Source organism: Enterobacter cloacae complex sp. Mu1197, from assembly GCF_040059225.1.
GTDB classification, from domain to species: Bacteria; Pseudomonadota; Gammaproteobacteria; order Enterobacterales; family Enterobacteriaceae; genus Enterobacter; species Enterobacter quasiroggenkampii.
Map to the genome: position 1 here is coordinate 319,283 of NZ_CP157375.1, position 23,233 is coordinate 342,515.

Below are 23,233 nucleotides of genomic sequence, written 5' to 3' on the forward strand. Positions count from 1 at the left end.
TCCTTAACTACAATAATTATCACGTCCAGCAGAAAAGAACGTAACGGACGTTACGACCCGACGCTTAACGAAGAGGACACGATGATGAATAAAGACGAAATCGGCGGCAACTGGAAGCAGTTCAAAGGTAAAGCGAAAGAACAGTGGGGTAAGCTGACGGATGACGACATGACCGTCATCGAAGGTAAACGCGATCAGCTTGTCGGTAAAATTCAGGAACGTTACGGTTACGCAAAAGACCAGGCGGAAAAAGAAGTGGGCGACTGGGAAAAACGCAACGACTACCGCTGGTAACGCTGAATAACCCACAGGGCGGCTCTAAGCCGCCTTTTCTTTTGCCGTTAACGCGGCTTTTTCTTCACCAGAATAGAGTGGTCATGCTGACACGCGTCCTGATGACGACAGGCTTCCACCTCGACGCACGCGGAACAGAGCCCGTGCGCCTCAATCACATTATGACGCAGGGCAAAACCCATTTTCGCTGCTAGCGTATGCATAATATCTTCCACGCCTTCCGCAGCCTCTTCTTTCACCACGCCGCAGCGGTCACAGATAAACATCGCCGATGTGTGGGTGGGCTGATCGAACAGATGGCACAGCACATAGCTGTTAGTGGATTCCACCTTGTGCACAAACCCTTGTTCAAGCAGGAAATCCAGTGCGCGATAGACCGTCGGTGGCTTTGCCTGCGGCTCGCTTTCGCGCAGCAGATCCAGCAGATCGTAGGCGCTGATGGCGCCCTGCTGCAGGCTCATCAGACGTAATACTTCAAGGCGCTGCGGAGTCAGGCGCACATTGCGTTGCGCACACAGCTTTTCGGCCTGCGCTAACAGCTCTTTTGTGGACTTATCCATGTAGCACCCCGGATGTTATAGGACGGAAAACCCCCACTTTATCATGTTCTGCTAAAAACACCGAGATCCGCCAGTCTGTGCTATACCTGACCCATCGCAAACCGGGAGATGCATAATGAAAAGACCTGACTGTATTCGGCACTGGCGCGACGTGGAAGGCGCGGATGACTCGACCTACCCCGACAGCGATGAGCTGTTCTCTATCGGCGCACCGCTGGCTCGCAGGCTTGGGCTCGGGCGTATTGGCATCCATCATGAGCGCCTGCCGCCGGGGCGCAGAACGTCCTATCCGCATGCGGAGAGCGACGAAGAAGAGTTTATTTACGTGCTCGAAGGTTACCCTGAAGCCTGGATTAACGGCTACTTGTGGAAGCTGGAGCCTGGCGACAGTGTAGGTTTTCCCGCCGGAACCGGCATCTGTCATACCTTTATCAACAACACGGATGACGAGGTTAGGCTCCTGGTCGTTGGTGAGGCCAATAAGAAGCACAACCGCATCTACTATCCGCTCAACCCTGAGTATGCCGCCACGCGGGAAGATCGCTGGGTAGACCATCCCCCACAGTTTTTTGGGCCGCATGATGGAAAACCTGGGAAAAAATAATTTCCTCTTCTATAAATATTGAGGGCCGTCACAAAATATAACAGGCCGTAAGGGAGTTTTACTTAGGGAAAGAAATAGCGGGTCTTTTACTACTTATTCACAGCAATAGTTCGTTCCTGTTTGGGTGATAACAGACAGGGGTTATTTCATAACAGACTATAACGGGCATACTGTGAAAAAAAATTTTAAATTTTCGGTGGTTAGCATTGCTGTCTCCTTGTTTATGGCAAATCAGGCGGGAGCAGCCAATACCTGGACAGAATCACGCAGCGACGCCATGGGTGGCACCGGCGTGGCGTCGGGAAGCTATGGCAGTGGGGCGTTAATCAACCCGGCGCTGCTGGCAAAGGCAAAACCGGACGATGATGTGACGGTCATCTTGCCAGCCGTTGGGGTGCAGGTGACGGATGAAGACAATCTTCAGGACGAGATTGATAACATCAACGACAAAATCAATCACTACAAGGATGTGGTTGATAATCTCACGCCACGAGAAATTATTACCAATCCCTTAGGTTCCATTAATCAATTTCAGGGCGCGGCCAAAGATCTGGCCGATGAGCTGGACTATCTCAAAGGCAAAACCGCGCGCGCAACGGCTGGTGCAGGGCTTGCGGTGAGTATCCCTAACGATGTCCTTTCCGTCGCCTTCATGGCGAAAGGCTATGCCCATGGCCGGGTCAGCTCGTCTATCGATCAGCAAGACATTGATTATCTACGTGGTATTCAACGAAGTAATGTGGTGGCGGCCGGTGTTGCGCTGGATGCTGCGCTGAACGGTACGGATCAGATCACCAAGAACCTCAACTCAACGGCGTCCGGCCGGGCGGCGATTGTCTCCGACTACGGTGTTGCCGTTGCCCGTCAGTTTGATCTCGGCGGCGTCCCGGTTTCCGTGGGCGTAACACCAAAACTGCAAAAAACCTGGGTCTATAACTACACCACGTCAATCTACGATTACGACAGTAACAAGTGGAACGACAGCCGCTACCGTACTGACGATACGGGCTTCAACGTGGATGCCGGTATTGCGGCCGATTTCGGCGAAAACTGGACCGTCGGCGTGAGCGGACAAAACCTGATGTCGCGTGATATCGACACCAAAGATATCCGTATCCGCAATGGCCGTACGGGAGAAGTGGTGAGCTATAAAGACACCTATCAGATCCGTCCGCTGGTGACCGCCGGTGCTGCCTGGCACAACGATCTGGTGACGCTGACCGCCGATGGCGATCTGACGGAAACCAAAGGTTTCAAGAGCGAAGATACGTCGCAGTACGTGGGTGTCGGTGCCGAGGTAACGCCGCTGAGCTGGCTGGCGGTGCGTGCGGGTTATCGTGCCGACGTGAAGGGTAACGACAGCAATGTCTTTACCGGCGGTGTCGGTTTCGCGCCGTTTAGCACCGTGCATGTTGACCTGATGGGCCTGTACGGTGAAGACGAAACCTGGGGCGCAGGGGCTCAGTTGAGCATGACGTTCTAAAGTCAACCGGAGGCGCTGCGCCTCCGGCTTTTCTTTGTGCTATAGTAGCGCCCCTTTTCCACCAGATGCTTAAAACTTCGCCATGTCGTCAGAATTACAGACCGCTTTCCCTGCACACCGTTTTTCCATTGCGCCGATGCTCGACTGGACGGACAGACACTGCCGCTATTTCCTGCGCCAGCTCTCCCGCCATACGTTGCTGTACACCGAAATGGTGACCACGGGCGCAATCATCCACGGGAAGGGCGACTATCTGGCCTATAGCGAAGAAGAGCATCCGGTTGCCCTGCAGCTGGGCGGCAGCGATCCGGCCGCGCTGGCGCAGTGTGCGAAGCTGGCGGAAGCGCGCGGCTACGACGAGATCAACCTGAACGTTGGCTGTCCGTCCGACCGTGTGCAAAACGGTATGTTCGGTGCCTGCCTGATGGGGAATGCCCAGCTGGTGGCGGACTGTATCAAGGCGATGCGTGATGTCGTTTCCATTCCGGTGACGGTCAAAACCCGTATCGGGATTGACGACCAGGACAGCTACGAATTCCTGTGCGATTTCATCAATACGGTCTCCGGAAAGGGTGAATGCGAGATGTTCATCATCCATGCGCGAAAAGCCTGGCTCTCCGGCCTGAGCCCGAAAGAGAACCGTGAAATCCCGCCGCTGGACTACCCGCGCGTGTATCAGCTGAAGCGTGACTTCCCGCACCTGACCATGTCCATTAACGGCGGCATCAAGTCGCTGGAAGAGGCCAAAGCGCACCTTGAACATATGGATGGGGTGATGGTTGGGCGCGAGGCGTATCAGAATCCGGGCATTCTGGCGACGGTCGATCGCGAAATCTTTGGCATCGAAGGTGCAGACACCGATCCGGTTGCCGTCGTGCGGGCGATGTATCCTTACGTTGAGCGCGAGCTGAGCAACGGTACGTATCTCGGCCATATCACCCGCCATATGCTTGGGCTGTTCCAGGGCATTCCGGGCGCGCGTCAGTGGCGTCGCTACCTGAGCGAAAACGCACATAAAGCCGGTGCCGATATCGAGGTGCTGGAACATGCGCTGCGACTGGTGGCAGACAAGCGATAACTTTCGCTAAAAGTTCGTCAAATTCACCACGCCCTGCGAATTCTCGTGGGGCGTTTTGCTTTAAGAACAACACGTTATGTCTGGCATGATTCTTGTAATGTTTGCAGCATCATTCGGGAACTCGTGGGAGAGCACCATGCTGGAACTACTTTTTGTGATTGGCTTTTTTGTCATGCTGTTAGCAACGGGCATTTCGCTGCTCGGCATTCTGGCGGCTATCGTGGTGGCGACGGTCGTCATGTTTATTGGCGGATTGTTTGCCCTGACGATCAAACTGCTGCCGTGGCTACTGCTGGCCGTGGCGGTGGTGTGGGTGATACGGGCGATTAAATCGCCAAAAGTGCCCAGTTATCAGCGCAATAACCGCTTCCGTTACTAAGGTATTGAGGGGTTCGTCACAGAGTTGTAACTTTTCCGGCAGCATGGCTTAGAACAGAATAGGATTTACTTATCGAATCTGTCACTATGACTGCCGTTAAAGAATTCATCGCGCTGTACCCTACATACAGCCGAACTAAAAAAAGAAAGGGCTTCCCACGGGAAGCCCAATTTCTTTTTGGGGCTCAGGGAATCAACAAACTCGACCCCTGCGTTGCCCGGCTCTCCAGCACCTCATGCGCACGCTGCGCATCGGCTAGCGGGTATTTCTGCGCTTCTGCCACATCCACCTTAATGACGCCGCTGGCGATCAGCGAGAACAGCTCGTTGCTGGCTTCCTCAAGTTCTTCCCGGTTGGTGATGTAACCCTGCAGGGAAGGGCGCGTGACGTACAGCGAGCCTTTCTGGTTCAGGATGCCGAGATTCACGCCGGTGACAGCACCTGAGGCGTTTCCGAAGCTCACCATCAGCCCACGACGCTGCAGGCAGTCCAGCGATGCTTCCCAGGTGTCTTTTCCAACCGAGTCATACACGACACGCACCTTTTTGCCGCTGGTGATCTCCTTCAGCCGTTCGACGATGCTCTCTTCACGGTAGTTAATCACCTGCCAGGCGCCCGCCTGCAGTGCGCGCTGCGCTTTTTGGGCATTGCCCACGGTGCCGATCAGTTTTGCGCCCAGCGCTTTTGCCCACTGACAGGCGATGAGCCCGACACCACCCGCCGCGGCATGAAACAGGAACTGCTCATCGGGTCTAATTTCATAGGTTTTACGCAGCAGGTAGTAAACGGTTAAGCCTTTCAGAAAGGAGGCCGCCGCCTGCTCAAAGGAGATGGCATTAGGCAGCAGGGCGGCTTTATCCGCCGGGACGTTGTGGACGGAGCTGTAAGCGCCCAGCGCAGATTGCGCATACACCACGCGGTCGCCCTCTTTAAGATGCTTAACCGCGCTGCCCACCTTGATGATGACACCGGCTGCCTCGGTGCCCAGTCCGCTTGGCATCGACGGAGGCGGGTAGAGCCCGCCGCGAATATAGGTGTCGATGTAGTTTATGCCGATGGCTTTGTTTTCAACCTGCACTTCGTTTTCGCCAGGCGCGGTGGGGGTGAACTCCACCGCGTTGAGTACGTCAGGGCCACCATGCTTGTGAAATTCAATACGTGTTGCCATGCTTCCTCCAGAATGTGGTAATCTTTCGACCCACTCTTTATCTCGGTAACTCCATTCACTATGGCAGGAAACAAACCCTTCAACAAACAGACTGAACCTCGCGAGCGTGATTTCCAGGTCGCAGGGTTAAAAGTCCCGCCGCACTCGATTGAAGCGGAACAGTCGGTGTTGGGCGGTTTAATGCTGGATAACGAACGCTGGGACGACGTCGCCGAGCGCGTGGTGTCTGAGGATTTCTACACCCGTCCGCACCGTCATATCTTTACCGAAATGGCGCGCCTGCAGGAGTCGGGTAGCCCAATTGACCTGATCACGCTCGCGGAATCGCTGGAGCGTCAGGGACAGCTGGACAGCGTCGGCGGGTTTGCCTATCTGGCAGAACTTTCAAAAAACACGCCAAGTGCGGCAAACATCAGCGCTTATGCCGACATCGTGCGTGAACGTGCCGTTGTCCGCGAGATGATCTCGGTGGCGAATGAGATCGCCGAAGCCGGTTTTGATCCGCAGGGTCGCACCAGTGAAGATCTGCTCGATCTTGCCGAGTCCCGCGTCTTCAAAATCGCCGAAAGCCGCGCTAACAAAGACGAAGGCCCCAAAAATATCGCCGACGTCCTCGACGCCACCGTTGCCCGTATCGAACAGCTGTTCCAGCAGCCGCACGACGGTGTGACCGGGGTGAACACCGGCTATGACGATCTCAACAAGAAAACCGCCGGTCTGCAGCCGTCGGATTTGATTATCGTCGCGGCGCGTCCGTCGATGGGTAAAACGACCTTTGCGATGAACCTCGTCGAAAATGCGGCGATGTTGCAGGATAAGCCGGTACTGATTTTCAGCCTTGAGATGCCCTCTGAGCAGATCATGATGCGTTCTCTGGCATCGCTGTCGCGCGTGGACCAGACCCGCATCCGTACCGGCCAGCTCGACGATGAGGACTGGGCGCGCATCTCCGGCACCATGGGCATTCTGCTGGAAAAACGTAACATCTATATTGATGACTCTTCCGGCCTGACGCCGACGGAAGTCCGTTCCCGCGCGCGTCGTATCGCCCGTGAACACGGCGGTATCGGCCTTATCATGATCGACTACCTTCAGCTGATGCGCGTCCCGTCGCTCTCCGACAACCGTACGCTGGAGATCGCCGAAATTTCCCGCTCGCTCAAGGCGTTAGCCAAAGAATTGCACGTGCCGGTGGTGGCGCTGTCGCAGCTTAACCGTTCTCTGGAACAACGTGCTGACAAGCGCCCGGTCAACTCCGACCTGCGTGAATCCGGCTCCATCGAGCAGGATGCCGACTTAATCATGTTTATCTACCGTGATGAGGTTTATCACGAGAACAGCGACCTGAAAGGGATCGCCGAAATTATTATTGGTAAACAACGTAACGGCCCGATCGGGACGGTACGTCTGACCTTTAACGGACAGTGGTCGCGTTTCGACAACTATGCCGGTCCTCAATATGATGATGAGTAATTTCTAAGGAATTCAAATGCAAGCGGCAACTGTTGTGATTAACCGCCGCGCTCTGCGACACAACCTGCAACGTCTGCGTGAACTGGCCCCCGCCAGCAAGCTCGTTGCAGTCGTGAAAGCGAACGCTTACGGACACGGTCTTCTTGAGACCGCGCGAACGCTCCCCGATGCCGACGCCTTTGGCGTCGCCCGTCTTGAAGAAGCTCTCCGCCTGCGCGCGGGGGGGATTACCCAACCGATTCTGCTCCTCGAAGGCTTTTTCGAAGCCACCGATCTGCCAACCATCGCAGATCAGCATCTGCACACGGCGGTACACAACGAAGAACAGCTGGCTGCACTGGAAACCGCCGAGCTGAGCGAGCCGGTGACCGTGTGGATGAAGCTTGATACGGGCATGCACCGTCTGGGCGTGCGTCCGGAAAGTGCGGAAGCGTTTTATCAGCGTTTATGCCGGTGTAAAAACGTGCGCCAGCCGGTGAATATTGTCAGCCACTTCGCCCGTGCCGATGAGCCCGCGTGCGGTGCGACCGAGCGGCAGCTGGATATCTTTAATACCTTCTGCGAAGGCAAGCCGGGGATGCGCTCGATCGCCGCATCCGGCGGGATCCTGCTGTGGCCGCAGTCGCATTTCGACTGGGCGCGACCGGGCATCATTCTTTACGGCGTGTCGCCGCTGGAGAATAAACCCTGGGGGCCGGACATGGGTTTTCAGCCAGTCATGTCTCTGGTGTCTACTCTGATTGCCGTGCGCGAACACAAAGCCGGTGAGCCGGTGGGCTACGGCGGCACCTGGATCAGCGAGCGTGATACCCGCCTCGGCGTCGTGGCGATGGGCTATGGCGACGGCTATCCGCGCGCTGCACCCACGGGTACGCCGGTGCTGGTCAACGGTCGCGAAGTGAAGATCGTTGGCCGCGTGGCGATGGACATGATTTGTGTCGATCTGGGTCCTGAAGCCCAGGATAAACCCGGAGACGATGTGGTAATGTGGGGCAAAGGTTTGCCCGTCGAACGCATTGCTGAAATTACAAAAGTGAGTGCTTACGAACTTATCACGCGCCTGACGTCTCGGGTGGCGATGAAGTATCTGGATTGAGCCGCAAAAATGGTGGCTCCTGGGGAGCCACCGTCACCGTTTTATGGACGAAGCAGCATTACAAAGGTTCCGGCAATAATCGGTTGCCCGTTCGCCCTGTTAATCACTCGTACCGCGTGTTGCCCCTGATGCTCGACAACATCAAGGTCCAGGTTTGCATAGTGTTCAACGTGCACCTGGTTGATGTCCGGGGAAGGGATCACATGAACAAACCCGGTAGTGGTCCGGTAAATCACTGTCGCATGCCCGACACCGATAATCATTGCACTATAGTCAGCCAGATAGTGTTGAGTCTCTTGCTCTAGCGCCTGACGATTAACGTAATCTCCCAGCATTGACGGAGTGATAATCCGGCAGCCAGCTCCTTTTAGATCGGTACGTGCCAGGTTACGATTAACATCATCCTCATTCGGCGCCTGCGCAGCGAGACCGGGAAGATGGTGGGCAACCTGAAGTGCATCCCACTGGTTTTCGAGAATATCGTTGCGGGAATAGGTACCGAAATTAGCCAGAACCATCTGCAGGCAATTCGGGAAGCACGAATTCTGAAAAACCATATTTTTATAATTGAAACCATATTGATTGGACCACGGCATATGTTTCTCCTTAGTTAATTGTGTTTACAGCACAGAAATAATAAACAGCAGCGTTATGAATGAATATATGCTCTGTGGGAAATGCTATTTTTCGTAGAAAATGATGCAGAACATTATTTGTGAATTGTACTCCTGCTTCATCTTGATGTTAGCCATGCTGTATATGATATTTACCCTATGGCAAATGATGTTTTATAAGATCTCAATTAGCGCTCATACTCATTTTTGGAATATGTTGATGTTAATATTCATAACCTAAAAGAATAGTACTTGGATGAGGTTAAGTTGAGATGAATATATTGATGATCGATGAATTACCGATCTACATTCATGGTATGAAAAATGAACTGAAGAGAGTCATACCAGAATGTACTTTTTCTGCTACTAACAGCTACGAAGATGCAAAAGAAGTGCTCAAGTCAACGCCTGTTTCGATTGTGCTGCTTGATGGCGATATGGACTATTCTATGTTTATTGAAGAGCTTGAGCTTGAATGGCCGATGGTGCCGGTAGTGATCATGTTCCGTAAAGCATGCGAGCGAAATTTTAACCTTTATCAGCATCATAATATTAGAGGTGTTTTCACAAAATCACTCTCTGCTGAAAAAATAGTACAAGTTATCAATGTAGTGTTGTCGGGAGTTATCTGTATCCCAGAGCAAGTAATTATGCAGGGTACCGCAACGAAAATTAATTCACCCGTTCTTATGCTTAGCCAGCGGCAAAAGGAAGTATTGAGCTTGCTGGCAAATGGCGGAACAAACAAGCAAATCGGTAGAGCATTGAACATTAGTGCTGGTACCGTCAAGGTCCATCTGGAATCAATATTTCATCGTTTGCAGGTGAATAACCGCACACAGGCAGCAAGGTTATATTTTAAATACATTGATAAATGAGTTATCATTTACATCCCGTTATATCCTGAAAACTTTTTATTTAAAAAATGCGTGACAACGATGGCATTTGTCACGCATTTTGTCATGCGATAATTATCTTGCTAAAAAGAAACGAATGATGATCATTAAGGTACCAGCATCCTGAAGAAACCAGAAAGGAACACTTGCGCTAAAATTATCATGACCTGTCAACAAGCTTTCAATGTTTAATCCGCTTTGTGCAAATAGCCCAAAAGCTATCGCGGCAAATCCTATCTTATAGAGGATAGGCTGTTTTTTAATTCTATTACTGTAAGCGCAAAAGAGAATAATAAAAGAAATAACAAGGTCCAGCATGATTGTTATAAATAACATCCACCAGTCTGTTACGCTGCTCATGTTAGCCCTCTTTATCAGTATTAATTAGGGATGCGTCGGGGAGTGTTTCATTACGTACTCTTTTCTTGATGACTGAGGCGACATCAAAAATATCTTGCTGCTCGTGACGGCGAAAAAAATTAGCCAGCCAAACAATAAGACCATTGCTCATTGCTCCTAGAATATAACCTAATCCCAGGGTGATATCCGACTGGTTTAAATCAATCTTCAACCATCTTGCGGCCAGACCGCCTAACGCTACGGCGGCACCCATACTGATTCCACCAAATATAATGCCTGCAATGAACTTACTGTGCTGATGTAAGCGCTGTGGTTGCCAAAAAAAAGATATACTGACACCACCGAATAATCCTGCGAGAGCCAGGAGTGAAGCGCTAATTAAAGCTGGAGGAACGGAGGTATACATGACAATCTCCTCATTGATAACAAGACCCTCGCAGGAGGGTCTTTTGTGAATAAAAGCCACATTATTATGTCTATTTAATATATTTGGTCAGTGTCTGACCAACGCCATTTATAAATATTTGCTGCTTATAGCTTTGTAGCGCTACGTTATCAACCAGGTCGTTTGGTATAATGATTTCCATATCGTTACTATCTTCGTTATTGTAACATTTAAAGTAGAATCGATAGCGGGCTAGTGTGGGTATTAACAAATCACTATCCGCTACGGGAATTTCTATTCTGCGTAATGCTTCTTTAATTTCCTTTAATAATGCCGTCTTGTCCTGCGCCGGGGATTTAAATCTTTCATCGTGGCATACAATAATACGCGCAGGTATAGTAATGTTCACAATGTTCAGATAGGCCGTCCCATTCCCCTGATTGTCAGTGCAATCAGGCATATAGCCGAATGTCAGGGTTTCCGTACTACCTGTATAAAATCCAGACCATTCATCATTGTTTGTTGCCTCACTACGATACTTCGTTGAATCCCAGTCTTTTGCTTTATATTTGCAGGCCTTGTAGCCGAGCACGCCTGCTGGAAGACATTCTGTTTTCAGTTCCATCATGCTTCTCCGGTGTTAACGTACGGATTAATTGCAGGCGTTTACTTCCACTAAATGTTGGTATTTATCGGTGGTGATATAGCGCTGAGGTCCGGAAAGGGTGTAGATCAGTCGTTTGGTCCCCCGGTATCCTTTAGAAACATCAATATCGGCGCTAAACCAGGATTGTGCTGAGGGAAGTTTTGAACTGATATAGTTATCCCCGCCTATCCATTTGTTATTGGTGGGTTTAAGACCCCAAAGTGTTTCTGTTTCATTACCCGACCATCCCTGACGTTTCGCTTCATCACTGGTGATGTAGCGCGACGGTAGTCGCCCAGTTTGTGTGAGACTGCGCAATGTTTTTGCCAGATCATCCACATCATTTATTCGGGCGGTACCCTGTAAAGACAGGAAGGTATTAACGTCCTTAATCTCACTCTCGCAGGTGGGTAACGCTGCATTGACCTGCATAACGGCCAGCAGGGGTACAAAGAAAATCACTTTTTTTAAAGCCACAGATGACGTCATGTTAACCTCCAGATTTAACCAAGAAATAACTTCATTTCCGCCTCGCGGCGACGCGTCAGACCGGCCAATACCTTCCCGCCTGCCTTATTCCAGCTTTTGAACTGCAGTGCGGCGCCCTGAACATCGCCCGCGTTGAATTTTTTGAGCAGCGTTGATTTCTTTAAATTGCCAACGCCGAGGTTGAAGGCGAAGGAAACCAGCGCGTCGAATTGCGCCTGCGTTGCTGGCTGGTTCAGCAGCTTTTTCACGCCGTCCTCGGTGCGTTTCAGATCTTTGCGCAGCAGATCTTTGGCTTCACCGGTAGTAATTTTGGTGAGCTTTTCCATCTCCTCTTTGAGGATCAAATGGCCATAGCCGATGGTCCATAAACCTACGGCATCGCGATAACGCTCCAGCTTCAGTCCTTCAAACTGGCAAATCAGCTGAATACCCTTGTCACCTGTACGTTCTGGTTGTGTGTGCATTACGGAGTCTCCTCTGCTTTCGGACGGGGAATCACCTTGTTGGTGTATTCGTCAATCAAGCGCATAACGCTTTCCGGTGGCTCAAGCGCGGTAAACTGCATCTCCACATCGACGTGGCGGCTGTCACGCCCGCCTTTGTTATCGCTGGAAGGCGAAAGGCTCACGTGAAAGCGACCAAATTCGTTTTCACCGGACTGGCGGGAAGGTGCCTGCATGCCTTCCGTACGGATCGTCAGGTTGACCTTCATTTTCTCCAGCATCAGCCCGCGCGGCGTTGAAAGTGCGACCAAGGGCAGGTCAAAGTAGTGCTTTTCATCCAGTGCCAGCTGTACCGTGCGTGGAACCAATGAACCGTCCTCAGCAGGTTCGAAAAAGGGATCCAGCGCTTTCATATACTGCTGAGCAATCAGTTCGTTGGCCGCCGTGGCCGCGTACTGCATCCCGCGCGTGATATCTTCAAGCGAGATCGGCACGCCGGGAATATCGGCTGGCGGCGTAGGGGGCGTGCTTTCCTGTACAGGCGGCGTGCCTTCATCCTCTTTGCCCGTCCTGTTTTCCGGCTCTTCATCCTTGCCGCCGCGCAGCCATTTTTTAAAAGACATATTTCGCTCCTGGAAAAAGGGCTACCCGGGTAGCCCTGCGTTACGGAATCGCACATATGTCGCGGCGTGGAAGATTATTGCGCGGCGACAGGCTTGGTTTTGGCGTTGGTCAGGTAGTCAATTACGCGCTGCAGAGCTTCTGGTGGCTCCTGGCGTTTGATCTGGGTATGAATGGAGTATTTTGCGCGTGTATCGGTCGAACGGGTCTGCTCCGATTTATGGGAGACCTTGCCGGTCATTTTGGCTTTAAAGACACCCCAGCCGACGGACGCTTCCACGGAGGCCTCCGCTTCGGTACTGCTGGAACTGGCTTCGCTCTGGCTCACTTCCAGCTCAAAGTCGATGGTGCCGTCTTCGATACAGATGATAGGGTGCGTGATCGCCGCCAGCAGCGGAATGCTCATCTTGCGGGTCACGCTGCCTTTGTTCACGCCTTGTTCGTCTACCACGGTTTCGTCGTAGTCGAACTCGATCGCGACGGCTTTGCCGTCTTTAATGCAGACAGAGAGCAGGAAGTCGGTATAGGACTTGCTCGCCTGAACCTGTGCTTTGATCATCGCCTGCAGCGGACCGCCGATCATATGCTCCAGCGGCAGGGCGTTAATAACTGAACCAATAAATTGTGAATCCATGATGTGAACTCCTTGAATCAGTGAATGCGCGGTTGCGCAGGAGTCACATTACGGAAAGCGAGAACGGGAAAATATTGGGTAAATGTCATGGCTAAAGGACGCAAAAAACCTATGCCGATCGCAGGATAATCTTAAGGGGTGGTGTTGCGTGATATTCCGGTTTATTGTTGAAATCCCTGCCTCATCGAATTCCGGAGAACCATCGCGTGTTTCAGAAAGTTGACGCCTATGCCGGCGACCCTATCCTCTCCTTAATGGAGCGTTTCAAAGAAGATCCTCGCAGCGACAAAGTGAACCTCAGCATCGGTCTGTATTACAACGAGGATGGCATTATTCCTCAATTAAAAGCCGTAGCTGAAGCCGAAACGCGTCTGAACGCTGTTCCACACGGCGCTTCTCTGTATCTGCCGATGGAAGGGCTAAACGCTTATCGCAACACCATCGCACCGCTGCTGTTCGGCACCGATCACGCGGTGCTCGCGCAAAAACGCGTGGCGACCATCCAGACGCTGGGCGGCTCGGGTGCGCTGAAAGTGGGCGCAGACTTCCTGAAAAAATATTTCCCGGATTCAGGCGTGTGGGTCAGCGACCCGACGTGGGAAAACCACGTTGCGATCTTCGAGGGCGCGGGCTTTAAGGTGGCGACCTATCCGTGGTTTGACAGCGAAACTAACGGCGTGCGCGTTGACGCGCTGCTGGAAAAACTGAACTCCCTGCCGGAGCGCAGTATTGTGCTGCTGCATCCGTGCTGCCATAACCCGACCGGTGCCGATCTCACCAATGCCCAGTGGGATGCGGTGATTGAGGTGCTTAAGGCCCGTAACCTGATCCCATTCCTCGATATCGCCTATCAGGGCTTTGGCGCGGGTATGGAAGAAGACGCTTATGCCATCCGCGCCGCTGCCAGCGCCGGGCTGCCTGTTCTGGTGAGTAACTCCTTCTCTAAAATCTTCTCCCTGTACGGTGAACGCGTTGGTGGTCTTTCCGTGGTATGTGAAGACGCCGAAGCAGCCAGCCGCGTGCTGGGTCAGCTGAAAGCGACGGTGCGCCGTATCTACTCCAGCCCGCCAAACTTTGGTGCGCAGGTGGTGGCAACGGTTCTCGGTGACGAAACGCTGAAAGCGTCCTGGCTTGGCGAAGTGGAGGCGATGCGTAAGCGCATCCTGTCGATGCGTCAGGAGCTGGTTAATGTCCTGAAAGAGGCTGTGCCTGGGCATAACTTTGATTATCTGCTCAAGCAGCGCGGGATGTTCAGCTATACCGGACTGAGCGCGGCGCAGGTCGATCGCCTGCGCGAAGAGTTCGGCGTCTACCTGATCGCCAGTGGCCGTATGTGCGTGGCGGGCCTCAATGCCGGCAACGTTCATCGCGTGGCGCAGGCGTTTGCGGCTGTGATGTAAGTACTCACTACTTATTATCTCCCTCTCCCTGTGGGAGAGGGCTGGGGTGAGGGCATCAAGCCGCAGAAAATCTTGCCCGGTGGCGGCTGCGCCTTACCGGGCCTACATCACTCATCTACCCTTTGTGATCAGCTTCTTTTTATTCCGCTTCATAAGCAAAAACTCCTTCCCTTCACCTCCCGCTGGGGTTATGGTCGGATAGTTTTTTGACCATTCACTCAAAATAAAACGATAACAAGCTGAATATTCAGGGGAAAATATGCGCAAGATCACACTGGCGCTCAGCGCCGCCTGCTTATTGTTCTCACTTAACAGCGCCGTCGTCGCGCGAGCTTCCGCCCCGACGCCGCTTTACACCGGCACTACCGCCGCCATTCTCGCCGAGCAGGCGCCCATTCACTGGGTTTCCGTGGCCCAAATCGAAAACAGCCTGATGGGGCGGCCACCAATGGCCGTGGGCTTCGATATTGACGATACCGTGTTGTTCTCAAGCCCGGGATTCTGGCGCGGCAAAAAAATGTATTCTCCCGACAGCGAAGCGTATCTGAAGAACCCGGAGTTCTGGGAAAAAATGAATAACGGCTGGGACGAGTACAGCATTCCGAAAGAGGTCGCCCGGGCGGTAATTGCTATGCATGTTAAGCGTGGCGACAGTATTTATTTCGTCACCGGTCGTAGCCAGACCAAAACGGAAACCGTCTCCAGAACCCTGCAGGACGATTTCCAGATCCCGGCAGCCAACATGAATCCGGTCATCTTTGCGGGTGACAAAGAGGGGCAAAACACCAAAATCCAGTGGCTGGAAAAGAAAAACATCAAAGTGTTTTATGGCGATTCGGATAACGACATTTCCGCCGCGCAGGATGCAGGTGCCAGAGGGATCAGGGTGTTACGCGCGTCTAACTCTACCTATCGACCGCTGCCGATGGCCGGAAAGTTTGGCGAAGAGGTGATCGTCAACTCGGAGTACTGAGTCCCTGGCAGCGAGTTTGACTCTTTTTTAATCAAATCTCGCTGCTGCGGGTTTTACCTTTCGTCTTCTTGCTGCACACTTAGAAAGATTCATCTTTCATCACGGAGCAGCCTATGTGGTACCAACAGACCCTGACCTTAAGTGCGAAGCCACGCGGATTTCACCTGGTGACGGATGAAGTCATCGGGCAACTCCGCGACCTGTCGCGCGTCAGAACGGGTTTGCTGCATCTGCTGCTTCAGCATACGTCTGCCTCTCTGACGCTGAATGAAAATTGCGATCCCACCGTCCGGTCTGACATGGAGCGGCATTTTCTGAAGAGCGTCCCGGACAACGCCCCTTACGAGCATGACTATGAGGGGGCGGACGATATGCCTTCGCATATTAAATCCTCTTTGCTGGGCGTATCGTTGATGCTGCCGGTCCACAACGGGCGGCTGCTGCTGGGCACGTGGCAGGGGATCTGGCTGGGAGAACATCGCATTCACGGTGGTTCGCGTAAAATTATCGCCACGCTACAAGGGGAATAAAGATGACAATTTCGGAGATACTTCAGTACTGCATGAGCAAGCCCGGCGCGGAGCAGAGCGTCCACAGCGACTGGAAGGCCACGCAGGTTAAGGTGGGGGATGTGCTGTTTGCGATGGTGAAAGAGGTGGAGGGCCGTCCGGCGGCATCGCTGAAAACCAGCCCTGAACTGGCCGATTTACTCCGTCAGCAGCATGATGACGTGAGGCCGAGCCAGCACCTCAATAAGGCGCACTGGAGCACCGTCTATCTGGATGGATCGATTCCAGGCTCACAAATTTACTACCTGGTGGACGCATCCTATCAGCAGGCGGTTGAGCTGCTGCCGGAAACGACCCGACAGCAGCTCTCCGTGTGACAATTACAGCAACGGTTTAAGGAAGCGCGCGGTGTGCGAGGCTTCGCACTCTGCAACGGTCTCTGGCGTACCGGAGACGAGGATTTCACCGCCGCCGCTGCCGCCTTCCGGGCCGAGATCGACAATCCAGTCCGCGGTTTTAATCACGTCCAGGTTATGTTCGATGACCACGATAGTGTTGCCCTGATCGCGCAGTTGATGCAGCACGTCCAGCAGCTGCTGGATGTCGGCAAAGTGCAGACCGGTGGTCGGCTCATCCAGGATATACAGCGTCTGACCAGTACCGCGTTTTGACAGCTCGCGCGCCAGCTTCACGCGCTGCGCTTCACCGCCGGACAGCGTCGTTGCGGACTGACCCAGACGAATGTAGGTCAGGCCGACGTCCATCAGCGTCTGCAGCTTACGCGCCAGCGCCGGAACGGCGTCAAAGAACTCGCGCGCCTCTTCGATGGTCATGTCCAGCACTTCGTGGATGGTCTTGCCCTTGTACTTAATCTCCAGCGTTTCGCGGTTATAGCGTTTGCCTTTGCACTGGTCGCACGGCACGTAGATATCCGGCAGGAAGTGCATCTCAACCTTGATCACGCCATCGCCCTGGCACGCTTCGCAGCGGCCACCGCGCACGTTAAAGCTGAAACGTCCTGGCGTATACCCGCGTGAGCGCGCCTCCGGCACACCGGCAAACAGTTCACGTACGGGCGTGAAAACGCCGGTATAGGTTGCCGGGTTAGAGCGCGGCGTACGGCCAATCGGGCTCTGGTCGATATCGATAACTTTATCGAAATGCTCCAGCCCCTGAATGTCGCGGTATGGTGCCGGCTCTGCCAGCGTCGCACCGTTAAGCGCGGTCTGTGCAATCGGGAACAGCGTATCGTTGATCAGCGTCGATTTACCGGAGCCGGACACGCCGGTGACACAGGTAAACAGCCCGACGGGCAGGGTCAGGGTGACGTCTTTCAGGTTATTGCCGCGCGCGCCGGTCAGCTTCAGCACTTTTTCCGGATCCGCTGCCACGCGCTGTTTGGGGACGTCAATCTTGCGCTTGCCGCTCATGTACTGGCCGGTCAGCGACTCGGGCACCGCCATAATGTCTTTCAGCGTCCCTTCCGCCACCACCTGGCCACCGTGGACGCCGGCACCCGGGCCGATGTCGATCACGTGGTCTGCGGCGCGGATCGCGTCTTCGTCGTGCTCGACCACAATCACCGTGTTACCGAGATTGCGCAGGTGGATCAGGGTGCCGAGCAGACGTTCGTTATCGCGCTGGTGCAGGCCGATTGACGGCTCGTCCAGCACGTACATCACGCCCACCAGGCCCGCACCAATCTGGCTCGCCAGACGAATACGTTGGGCTTCACCGCCGGAGAGCGTTTCTGCCGAGCGGGAAAGCGTCAGGTAGTTCAGGCCGACGTTCACCAGGAACTTCAGGCGATCGCCAATCTCTTTCAGGACTTTTTCGGCGATTTTCGCGCGCTGGCCAGAGAGCTTCAGGTTATTGAAGAAGTCCATCGCGTGGCCGATGCTCATGTCTGAGATGGTCGGCAGCGCCGTATTTTCCACAAACACGTGGCGCGCTTCGCGACGCAGGCGCGTGCCCTCGCAGGTGGCGCAGGAGCGGTTGCTGATGAACTTCGCCAGCTCTTCGCGCACCGCGCTGGATTCGGTCTCTTTGTAGCGGCGCTCCATATTGTGCAGCACCCCTTCGAACGGGTGGCGACGCACGGAGGTATCACCGCGATCGTTCATGTATTTGAACTCGATGTTCTCTTTGCCAGAGCCGAACAGGATCACTTTGTGTACGTTCGGGCTCAGGCTGGCCCACGGCGCTTCAACGTCGAACTTGTAGTGCTCTGCCAGCGATTTCAGCATCTGGAAGTAATAGAAGTTACGCTTGTCCCAGCCGCGAATGGCGCCGCCCGCCAACGAAAGCTCCGGATTCTGGATCACGCGGTCCGGATCGAAATACTGCTGCACGCCCAGGCCGTCACACGTCGGGCATGCGCCCGCCGGGTTGTTGAACGAGAACAGGCGCGGTTCCAGCTCGCGCATGCTGTAGCCGCAAATCGGGCAGGCAAAGTTGGCGGAGAAGAGCAGCTCTTCCGCTTTCGGGTCGTCCATGTCGGAGACCACGGCCGTGCCGCCGGAGAGTTCCAGCGCCGTTTCAAACGATTCTGCGAGACGCGTGGCGAGATCGTCACGTACCTTGAAGCGATCAATCACCACCTCGATGGTGTGCTTCTTCTGCAGTTCCAGCTTGGGCGGATCGGACAGGTCACACACTTCGCCGTCAATACGGGCGCGGATATAGCCCTGGCTTGCCAGGTTTTCCAGCGTTTTGGTGTGCTCACCCTTACGCTCTTTGATGATCGGCGCCAGCAGCATCAGGCGCTTGCCTTCCGGCTGCGACAGGACGTTGTCCACCATCTGGCTGACGGTCTGTGCCGCCAGCGGGACGTCGTGGTCCGGGCAGCGCGGCTCACCCACGCGGGCATACAGCAGACGCAGGTAGTCATGGATTTCGGTAATGGTACCGACCGTTGAACGCGGGTTATGCGAGGTGGATTTCTGCTCAATAGAGATAGCAGGGGACAACCCTTCAATGTGGTCGACATCCGGTTTTTCCATCAGCGACAGGAACTGACGCGCGTACGCAGAGAGTGATTCAACGTAACGACGCTGTCCTTCGGCATACAGGGTGTCGAAAGCCAGTGAGGATTTGCCAGACCCCGACAGCCCGGTCACGACAATCAGCTTGTCGCGAGGGATTATCAGGTTGATATTCTTGAGATTGTGGGTGCGGGCGCCCCGAACTTCGATCTTATCCATTCACCTTTCCCGGTTGGAACACGGATTGCCTGGTTTGTTTGAAGGACAAACGGCTGTCAGAAACGGCTAATTATGACACAATTTGACCTGTTTGAATATACAGTATTGGAATGCATTTTCTGATTCGCTGTGTAACAATGTGGAGTTGCGGGAGAACTCTGGAACGTGCTACGCAACTATCAAAGTGCAGCATGGAAATGGTACACTCGCGCGTTTACACTATTAAGAAACGTATTCAGGAGACACGAACATGGCCAGCAGAGGCGTAAACAAGGTGATTCTCGTCGGTAATCTGGGCCAGGACCCGGAAGTACGCTACATGCCGAGTGGTGGCGCAGTTGCCAACATTACGCTGGCTACTTCCGAATCCTGGCGTGATAAAGCGACCGGTGAGATGAAAGAGCAGACCGAATGGCACCGCGTTGTGCTGTTTGGCAAACTGGCCGAAGTGGCCGGTGAGTATCTGCGTAAAGGTTCTCAGGTCTATATCGAAGGCCAACTGCGCACCCGCAAATGGACCGATCAGTCCGGTGCTGAGAAGTACACGACGGAAGTGGTAGTTAACGTCGGCGGCACCATGCAGATGCTGGGTGGCCGTCAGGGCGGCGGCGCACCAGCAGGTGGCGGCCAGCAGCAGGGCGGTTGGGGTCAGCCTCAGCAGCCGCAGGGTGGCAACCAGTTCAGCGGCGGCGCGCAGTCTCGCCCGCAGCAGCAGTCTGCTCCTGCACCGTCTAACGAACCGCCAATGGATTTCGACGACGACATTCCGTTCTGATTTTCTTCATCGATTATGAAAAGCCCTGCTGTCGCAGGGCTTCTTGTATTAACGGGTGGTTGATAATTACATTTATAACGGTGTAAATGTTGTCTGAATAATATCGTCCGCGAGGTGCTATGCCACAACAACTCTTTGATCCTGCTGACGTCCAGAAAACATTCTCAATGCTGACAGTGGACAGCCATAATACGACGTTGCTGAATGAGATTTCCCTTCGTGCATCAGTCGATGATGAACTGAGCTTTGGTCCATTCCCGCCAGGCTATCATTTTGTCAGAGCTGAAAATCGTATAGCAGGTATTCCTAACGAGCATTTTGAACTGGCCTTAGTTAATGAAATCACCAAAGAGATTGTTTACTACAATCGCGTGATTTATCAGAAAGACGCTTTCTTAAACTACATGCCGGTAACGCAAATCCTGATATGGCGGTCGCCTAAGCCGTCGCATCGTGGGGTCCTGCGCGATCTGCCAGGCAAAGTGTTTTCCCAATACTTACTGGAAAAATACAACGTCATTATTACAGACCGTCACCAGACGCGTGACGGTATGAGCTTCTGGCAATCTCGGCTGTACGATGCCATCGCCAGCGGTCATCATTTGTATGCCTACGACATGATCACCTGTGAAATGAGGCCGATTATGAAGGACAGCGATATTGGCAACCAGGTTGACTGGCTTTGGGGAGATGAAGAACACCACCAGAACCGCCTGGCGATCATCAGTAAATTCCCGCTGCCTGCTGTATACTGAAGCCCTGAGAGTAAAAAAGCCTCGTAAAAGAGGCTTTTAACATCTTATTATAAAATGGCCATCAGGTAATCACCATCGGCCAGTCTGGTGGCGTGTGACTCATCGCCTCAACCATCACCACTTTGATATTTTCCCAGACGGCGGCCATATCCAGCAGGGTAATGCCAAGCAGACCCGTTGCAAACCAGCAGGCAGCCCCCAGCCCCAACAGCGTGCTGATGACAGCGAGACCCGCGTAGTCAGATTTACGAAACTGAATGTTCAGCGTGCTGGCCAAAAACATCAGTACCGCACTCAACAAAGGCCAGCGAAGGAGTACCATGCTGGTAGTAATGGTTGCCATAAAACCCATCCTCTATAAAACAGACGAACTGAATGAAACAGAGTGTTTTCGTTACATAAGTTGTGTGAACTATATCACGTTTGCTGTTTTATTCGCCAGTCCCGGGATGATGAAAAACGAGCGATTCATAGTTGCCGAGAATCAGTGGGTGCCTGAGTGAAAATATATCTTTGCTGGCTAAGTTCCCTGGTTCCTGCACTCTTTATAATGAATTCATTAAGATAGCAAAACTGATGCAAAAGGACGCACGCTGTACAATGTTTACAGCAATAACCCTATGGCTTATGCTTGAGTGGACAATTAATTTTACTCGCAGCTAACCTTTCAGGTTTTTGAATTTCATTATTTTTTTATTTCTTTGTACGTTTTTAATTACACACAACGTTGTTTTTAATTCGCTACGCTGAGATTCAGCCTGCGCGTTGGTTTGTCGATTTTTCGAATCTGAAGAAAGTTGCGTCCGGTTTATCGCCTGATAATCAGCGAAAAAAATGAAAGAAAACCGACGTGAGATTGTTAATGACAGCATGCAGGCGTTGCATGCGCTGGCTAAGTTAATGCCCCAGCTTCATGCTCAATGTTCTCTGGCCGACATGCTGGCGACCATCAGTCGCGCGCTGGGCGCAAGCCTTGCCTGGGTCAGCGTTAACGGTGATGACGGGCTGAAGCGCGTGGTGTCCGCCGGGGAGATGACCTGCCATCCCCTCGACGTGGCCGATTTCCTGGCGAACACGCTGCTCCAGCGGCATCATCGATCGTGGCGGGTGGTCTACTGGAAAGAGAATATTGGCCGCACGTTATTTCCTCCTCAGCACCCGGGCTACGCGCAACTGCAAAGCGGTGTGCTGTGCAAGCTTTCAACCCAAAACTGGCACTGCAGCGGCTATTTCTTTTTAGCGTTCGAAGAAAGGCTTTCTTCTTTGCCGATTCTGAAAAATATCGTCGTGGTGCTGGTCGAAAAATTAAAAGACTATTTTGCGGAAATTATTGCCCGAGAAAAAACGGCGCAGGAAATGCAGCGCGTCGTGACGCAATATAAGACGCTCTTTGAACGCGCCCCGGTTTTAATGAACTCTTTCGACAAATTTAACCGCTGCGTGCTGTGGAATGCCGAATGTGAAAAAGTATTCGGCTGGACGATGGCGGAGATCGCGGAACATGCCGATCCGCTTTCGCTGTTTTATCCCGATCCTGAAGAGCGGCGACGGGTAAGAGAGTCGGTCAATGTCTCGCCGCTGAAGGATATGTATGAGTGGCATCCGCTACGCAAAGACGGCACCCCGCTGACGGTGCTGTGGTCAAACATTCTGTTGCCGGACAACTCTATCCTCAATATTGGGCTGGATATCACCGAGCGGAAAAAAGCCGAACAGCAGCTCGAAGTTAAAGCCACCACTGACGATCTCACCGGGTGCTTTAACCGGTCGGCGATTTTGCAGCAGCTGGAGCTTGCGCTGGCCGCCAGTGCCAGGCAGGAGGCTAACAGCCATTTTTGCGTTCTGATGTTTGACCTGGATTTTTTCAAACAGATCAACGACGAGTGGGGACACCCGGTGGGCGATGCGGCGCTTCTTCACTTCTGTAATGCTATCCGTGAGTTGGCCCCTTCGGGCTCCGCATTAGGGCGCGTGGGAGGGGAGGAGTTTTTGCTTCTGCTGGCGCAAACTGACGGTAATGGTGCTGCGCAACTGTCCGCCAGGTTGCGCACCGTTCTGCAAACTCATCCGCTGATTGTGGGCGAGAGAACGCTGTCGCTGTCGTTTAGCGCAGGGGTCGTGGAAGTCCGCGGGGGACAGCGGGATACTTCAGCCTTGCTAAGGCGTGCTGATAAAGCGTTATATGAGGCTAAGCATTTGGGGCGAGGAAAAACGGTGGTGGCGGCTGATTATTTATAAATCAGTGAACACAATACACCCGATCAAATAGCATAAAACGTCATGATGACGGTGTGCTTTTTTCATGCTGCCAGAAGTTTGGCTTAATCAACAATCGTCTGTTGTGTTATCTTCCCACCGCCCTTACGGGCTGGATAATTATTTTCCTTAATTGAAA

At 53.2% G+C, this 23,233-nt stretch carries 27 protein-coding genes; 15 read left to right on the plus strand and 12 right to left on the minus strand.

Annotation, left to right across the window (positions count from 1 at the left end):
- The first annotated feature begins 84 nt into the window (after window positions 1-84).
- Window positions 85-294: a CsbD family protein gene (locus tag ABFV38_RS01445; protein ID WP_014830284.1), complete on the plus strand. Its 210-nt coding sequence runs from the start codon at window positions 85-87 to the stop codon at window positions 292-294.
- Between the two features lie 47 nt (window positions 295-341).
- Here ABFV38_RS01445 and zur read toward each other — a convergent pair whose 3' ends face one another.
- A complete protein-coding gene (gene zur / locus ABFV38_RS01450) occupies window positions 342-854 on the minus strand; it encodes a zinc uptake transcriptional repressor Zur (RefSeq protein ID WP_008503369.1) in 513 nt (170 codons plus the stop codon).
- 115 nt (window positions 855-969) lie between these two features.
- On the opposite strand from zur, the gene ABFV38_RS01455 reads away from it, so the two are divergent.
- The 4 genes from ABFV38_RS01455 to pspG all read left to right on the plus strand — a co-directional run bounded on the left by ABFV38_RS01455 (window position 970) and on the right by pspG (window position 4,398).
- Window positions 970-1,458 carry a cupin domain-containing protein gene (locus ABFV38_RS01455; protein WP_048030220.1) on the plus strand — a complete coding sequence of 163 codons (489 nt, stop codon included), beginning with the start codon at window positions 970-972 and terminating at the stop codon, window positions 1,456-1,458.
- Between the two features lie 172 nt (window positions 1,459-1,630).
- Entirely contained in the window at window positions 1,631-2,941 is a 1,311-nt protein-coding gene (locus tag ABFV38_RS01460) for a conjugal transfer protein TraF (protein WP_048030222.1), read from the plus strand.
- An 82-nt stretch (window positions 2,942-3,023) separates the two neighbouring features.
- On the plus strand, window positions 3,024-4,019 hold the full coding sequence (gene dusA, locus ABFV38_RS01465) for a tRNA dihydrouridine(20/20a) synthase DusA (protein ID WP_348958252.1): 996 nt from the start codon (window positions 3,024-3,026) through the stop codon (window positions 4,017-4,019).
- A 136-nt stretch (window positions 4,020-4,155) separates the two neighbouring features.
- A complete protein-coding gene (gene pspG / locus ABFV38_RS01470; RefSeq protein ID WP_008503373.1) occupies window positions 4,156-4,398 on the plus strand; it encodes an envelope stress response protein PspG in 243 nt (80 codons plus the stop codon).
- A 184-nt stretch (window positions 4,399-4,582) separates the two neighbouring features.
- Here the strand turns inward: pspG and ABFV38_RS01475 are convergent, their stop codons facing one another.
- Window positions 4,583-5,566, minus strand: coding sequence for a quinone oxidoreductase (locus ABFV38_RS01475; RefSeq protein WP_348958253.1), 984 nt, complete (start codon window positions 5,564-5,566; stop codon window positions 4,583-4,585).
- A gap of 60 nt (window positions 5,567-5,626) precedes the next feature.
- Here ABFV38_RS01475 and dnaB point away from each other — a divergent pair, with 60 nt between their 5' ends.
- Both dnaB and alr read left to right on the plus strand, forming a co-directional pair.
- Window positions 5,627-7,039: a replicative DNA helicase gene (gene dnaB, locus ABFV38_RS01480; RefSeq protein WP_008503375.1), complete on the plus strand. Its 1,413-nt coding sequence runs from the start codon at window positions 5,627-5,629 to the stop codon at window positions 7,037-7,039.
- A 16-nt stretch (window positions 7,040-7,055) separates the two neighbouring features.
- Window positions 7,056-8,135 (plus strand): alanine racemase, encoded by a 1,080-nt coding sequence (gene alr / locus ABFV38_RS01485; RefSeq protein ID WP_348958255.1) that lies wholly within the window; start codon window positions 7,056-7,058, stop codon window positions 8,133-8,135.
- A gap of 41 nt (window positions 8,136-8,176) precedes the next feature.
- Here alr and ABFV38_RS01490 read toward each other — a convergent pair whose 3' ends face one another.
- The gene (locus ABFV38_RS01490; RefSeq protein ID WP_045417723.1) at window positions 8,177-8,731 is read right to left on the minus strand and encodes a hypothetical protein; all 555 of its coding nucleotides are present in this window, start codon (window positions 8,729-8,731) and stop codon (window positions 8,177-8,179) included.
- Between the two features lie 302 nt (window positions 8,732-9,033).
- On the opposite strand from ABFV38_RS01490, the gene ABFV38_RS01495 reads away from it, so the two are divergent.
- On the plus strand, window positions 9,034-9,627 hold the full coding sequence (locus tag ABFV38_RS01495; RefSeq protein WP_235403970.1) for a response regulator transcription factor: 594 nt from the start codon (window positions 9,034-9,036) through the stop codon (window positions 9,625-9,627).
- 93 nt (window positions 9,628-9,720) lie between these two features.
- Here ABFV38_RS01495 and ABFV38_RS01500 read toward each other — a convergent pair whose 3' ends face one another.
- The 7 genes from ABFV38_RS01500 to ABFV38_RS01530 all read right to left on the minus strand — a co-directional run bounded on the left by ABFV38_RS01500 (window position 9,721) and on the right by ABFV38_RS01530 (window position 13,223).
- A complete protein-coding gene (locus ABFV38_RS01500) occupies window positions 9,721-10,005 on the minus strand; it encodes a hypothetical protein (protein ID WP_045335159.1) in 285 nt (94 codons plus the stop codon).
- Window position 10,006: 1 nt separating this feature from the next.
- The gene (locus ABFV38_RS01505; RefSeq protein ID WP_348958258.1) at window positions 10,007-10,411 is read right to left on the minus strand and encodes a hypothetical protein; all 405 of its coding nucleotides are present in this window, start codon (window positions 10,409-10,411) and stop codon (window positions 10,007-10,009) included.
- A gap of 70 nt (window positions 10,412-10,481) precedes the next feature.
- Window positions 10,482-11,018 (minus strand): hypothetical protein, encoded by a 537-nt coding sequence (locus ABFV38_RS01510; RefSeq protein WP_235403974.1) that lies wholly within the window; start codon window positions 11,016-11,018, stop codon window positions 10,482-10,484.
- A 24-nt stretch (window positions 11,019-11,042) separates the two neighbouring features.
- Window positions 11,043-11,525, minus strand: coding sequence for a ribonuclease domain-containing protein (locus ABFV38_RS01515; RefSeq protein ID WP_235403976.1), 483 nt, complete (start codon window positions 11,523-11,525; stop codon window positions 11,043-11,045).
- Window positions 11,526-11,539: 14 nt separating this feature from the next.
- The gene (locus ABFV38_RS01520; RefSeq protein WP_045335165.1) at window positions 11,540-11,989 is read right to left on the minus strand and encodes a lysozyme; all 450 of its coding nucleotides are present in this window, start codon (window positions 11,987-11,989) and stop codon (window positions 11,540-11,542) included.
- A complete protein-coding gene (locus tag ABFV38_RS01525) occupies window positions 11,989-12,591 on the minus strand; it encodes a DUF2589 domain-containing protein (RefSeq protein ID WP_348958261.1) in 603 nt (200 codons plus the stop codon). The genes ABFV38_RS01520 and ABFV38_RS01525 overlap by 1 nt, the downstream gene beginning before the upstream one ends.
- 74 nt (window positions 12,592-12,665) lie before the next feature.
- A complete protein-coding gene (locus ABFV38_RS01530) occupies window positions 12,666-13,223 on the minus strand; it encodes a DUF2589 domain-containing protein (RefSeq protein ID WP_045335167.1) in 558 nt (185 codons plus the stop codon).
- A gap of 206 nt (window positions 13,224-13,429) precedes the next feature.
- On the opposite strand from ABFV38_RS01530, the gene tyrB reads away from it, so the two are divergent.
- The 4 genes from tyrB (at window position 13,430) to ABFV38_RS01550 (ending at window position 16,482) form a co-directional block, all read left to right on the plus strand.
- Entirely contained in the window at window positions 13,430-14,623 is a 1,194-nt protein-coding gene (gene tyrB, locus ABFV38_RS01535) for an aromatic amino acid transaminase (protein WP_348958263.1), read from the plus strand.
- 259 nt (window positions 14,624-14,882) lie between these two features.
- Complete coding sequence (aphA, locus tag ABFV38_RS01540; RefSeq protein WP_063622860.1) at window positions 14,883-15,596, plus strand: acid phosphatase AphA; 714 nt, start codon at window positions 14,883-14,885, stop codon at window positions 15,594-15,596.
- Window positions 15,597-15,709: 113 nt separating this feature from the next.
- Window positions 15,710-16,126, plus strand: coding sequence for a secondary thiamine-phosphate synthase enzyme YjbQ (locus ABFV38_RS01545; protein ID WP_045909174.1), 417 nt, complete (start codon window positions 15,710-15,712; stop codon window positions 16,124-16,126).
- Between the two features lie 2 nt (window positions 16,127-16,128).
- Complete coding sequence (locus ABFV38_RS01550) at window positions 16,129-16,482, plus strand: MmcQ/YjbR family DNA-binding protein (protein ID WP_008503382.1); 354 nt, start codon at window positions 16,129-16,131, stop codon at window positions 16,480-16,482.
- 3 nt (window positions 16,483-16,485) lie between these two features.
- Here ABFV38_RS01550 and uvrA read toward each other — a convergent pair whose 3' ends face one another.
- Window positions 16,486-19,308, minus strand: a complete 2,823-nt coding sequence (gene uvrA, locus ABFV38_RS01555; RefSeq protein WP_045909175.1) for an excinuclease ABC subunit UvrA — start codon at window positions 19,306-19,308, stop codon at window positions 16,486-16,488.
- Window positions 19,309-19,558: 250 nt separating this feature from the next.
- Here uvrA and ssb1 point away from each other — a divergent pair, with 250 nt between their 5' ends.
- Together ssb1 and ABFV38_RS01565 are read left to right on the plus strand one after the other, a co-directional pair.
- Window positions 19,559-20,083, plus strand: a complete 525-nt coding sequence (gene ssb1 / locus ABFV38_RS01560) for a single-stranded DNA-binding protein SSB1 (RefSeq protein ID WP_008503384.1) — start codon at window positions 19,559-19,561, stop codon at window positions 20,081-20,083.
- Between the two features lie 119 nt (window positions 20,084-20,202).
- A complete protein-coding gene (locus ABFV38_RS01565; RefSeq protein WP_348958266.1) occupies window positions 20,203-20,838 on the plus strand; it encodes a hypothetical protein in 636 nt (211 codons plus the stop codon).
- A gap of 61 nt (window positions 20,839-20,899) precedes the next feature.
- Here the strand turns inward: ABFV38_RS01565 and ABFV38_RS01570 are convergent, their stop codons facing one another.
- Window positions 20,900-21,181 (minus strand): YjcB family protein, encoded by a 282-nt coding sequence (locus ABFV38_RS01570; protein ID WP_045261050.1) that lies wholly within the window; start codon window positions 21,179-21,181, stop codon window positions 20,900-20,902.
- Window positions 21,182-21,672: 491 nt separating this feature from the next.
- On the opposite strand from ABFV38_RS01570, the gene ABFV38_RS01575 reads away from it, so the two are divergent.
- Window positions 21,673-23,076: a sensor domain-containing diguanylate cyclase gene (locus ABFV38_RS01575; RefSeq protein WP_048030236.1), complete on the plus strand. Its 1,404-nt coding sequence runs from the start codon at window positions 21,673-21,675 to the stop codon at window positions 23,074-23,076.
- Window positions 23,077-23,233 lie beyond the last annotated feature (157 nt).

Coding starts and splice junctions, on each gene's coding strand:
- ssb1 (WP_008503384.1), top strand. CDS start 19,559: ATGGCCAGCAGAGGCGTAAACAAGGTGATTCTCGTCGGTAATCTGGGC.
- ABFV38_RS01565 (WP_348958266.1), top strand. CDS start 20,203: ATGCCACAACAACTCTTTGATCCTGCTGACGTCCAGAAAACATTCTCA.
- ABFV38_RS01500 (WP_045335159.1), bottom strand. CDS start 10,005: ATGAGCAGCGTAACAGACTGGTGGATGTTATTTATAACAATCATGCTG.
- ABFV38_RS01490 (WP_045417723.1), bottom strand. CDS start 8,731: ATGCCGTGGTCCAATCAATATGGTTTCAATTATAAAAATATGGTTTTT.
- ABFV38_RS01505 (WP_348958258.1), bottom strand. CDS start 10,411: ATGTATACCTCCGTTCCTCCAGCTTTAATTAGCGCTTCACTCCTGGCT.
- ABFV38_RS01515 (WP_235403976.1), bottom strand. CDS start 11,525: ATGACGTCATCTGTGGCTTTAAAAAAAGTGATTTTCTTTGTACCCCTG.
- ABFV38_RS01495 (WP_235403970.1), top strand. CDS start 9,034: ATGATCGATGAATTACCGATCTACATTCATGGTATGAAAAATGAACTG.
- aphA (WP_063622860.1), top strand. CDS start 14,883: ATGCGCAAGATCACACTGGCGCTCAGCGCCGCCTGCTTATTGTTCTCA.
- ABFV38_RS01575 (WP_048030236.1), top strand. CDS start 21,673: ATGAAAGAAAACCGACGTGAGATTGTTAATGACAGCATGCAGGCGTTG.
- zur (WP_008503369.1), bottom strand. CDS start 854: ATGGATAAGTCCACAAAAGAGCTGTTAGCGCAGGCCGAAAAGCTGTGT.
- ABFV38_RS01550 (WP_008503382.1), top strand. CDS start 16,129: ATGACAATTTCGGAGATACTTCAGTACTGCATGAGCAAGCCCGGCGCG.
- ABFV38_RS01530 (WP_045335167.1), bottom strand. CDS start 13,223: ATGGATTCACAATTTATTGGTTCAGTTATTAACGCCCTGCCGCTGGAG.
- dusA (WP_348958252.1), top strand. CDS start 3,024: ATGTCGTCAGAATTACAGACCGCTTTCCCTGCACACCGTTTTTCCATT.
- ABFV38_RS01455 (WP_048030220.1), top strand. CDS start 970: ATGAAAAGACCTGACTGTATTCGGCACTGGCGCGACGTGGAAGGCGCG.
- ABFV38_RS01475 (WP_348958253.1), bottom strand. CDS start 5,566: ATGGCAACACGTATTGAATTTCACAAGCATGGTGGCCCTGACGTACTC.
- dnaB (WP_008503375.1), top strand. CDS start 5,627: ATGGCAGGAAACAAACCCTTCAACAAACAGACTGAACCTCGCGAGCGT.
- ABFV38_RS01445 (WP_014830284.1), top strand. CDS start 85: ATGAATAAAGACGAAATCGGCGGCAACTGGAAGCAGTTCAAAGGTAAA.
- ABFV38_RS01510 (WP_235403974.1), bottom strand. CDS start 11,018: ATGATGGAACTGAAAACAGAATGTCTTCCAGCAGGCGTGCTCGGCTAC.
- ABFV38_RS01545 (WP_045909174.1), top strand. CDS start 15,710: ATGTGGTACCAACAGACCCTGACCTTAAGTGCGAAGCCACGCGGATTT.
- alr (WP_348958255.1), top strand. CDS start 7,056: ATGCAAGCGGCAACTGTTGTGATTAACCGCCGCGCTCTGCGACACAAC.
- pspG (WP_008503373.1), top strand. CDS start 4,156: ATGCTGGAACTACTTTTTGTGATTGGCTTTTTTGTCATGCTGTTAGCA.
- ABFV38_RS01525 (WP_348958261.1), bottom strand. CDS start 12,591: ATGTCTTTTAAAAAATGGCTGCGCGGCGGCAAGGATGAAGAGCCGGAA.
- uvrA (WP_045909175.1), bottom strand. CDS start 19,308: ATGGATAAGATCGAAGTTCGGGGCGCCCGCACCCACAATCTCAAGAAT.
- ABFV38_RS01520 (WP_045335165.1), bottom strand. CDS start 11,989: ATGCACACACAACCAGAACGTACAGGTGACAAGGGTATTCAGCTGATT.
- ABFV38_RS01570 (WP_045261050.1), bottom strand. CDS start 21,181: ATGGCAACCATTACTACCAGCATGGTACTCCTTCGCTGGCCTTTGTTG.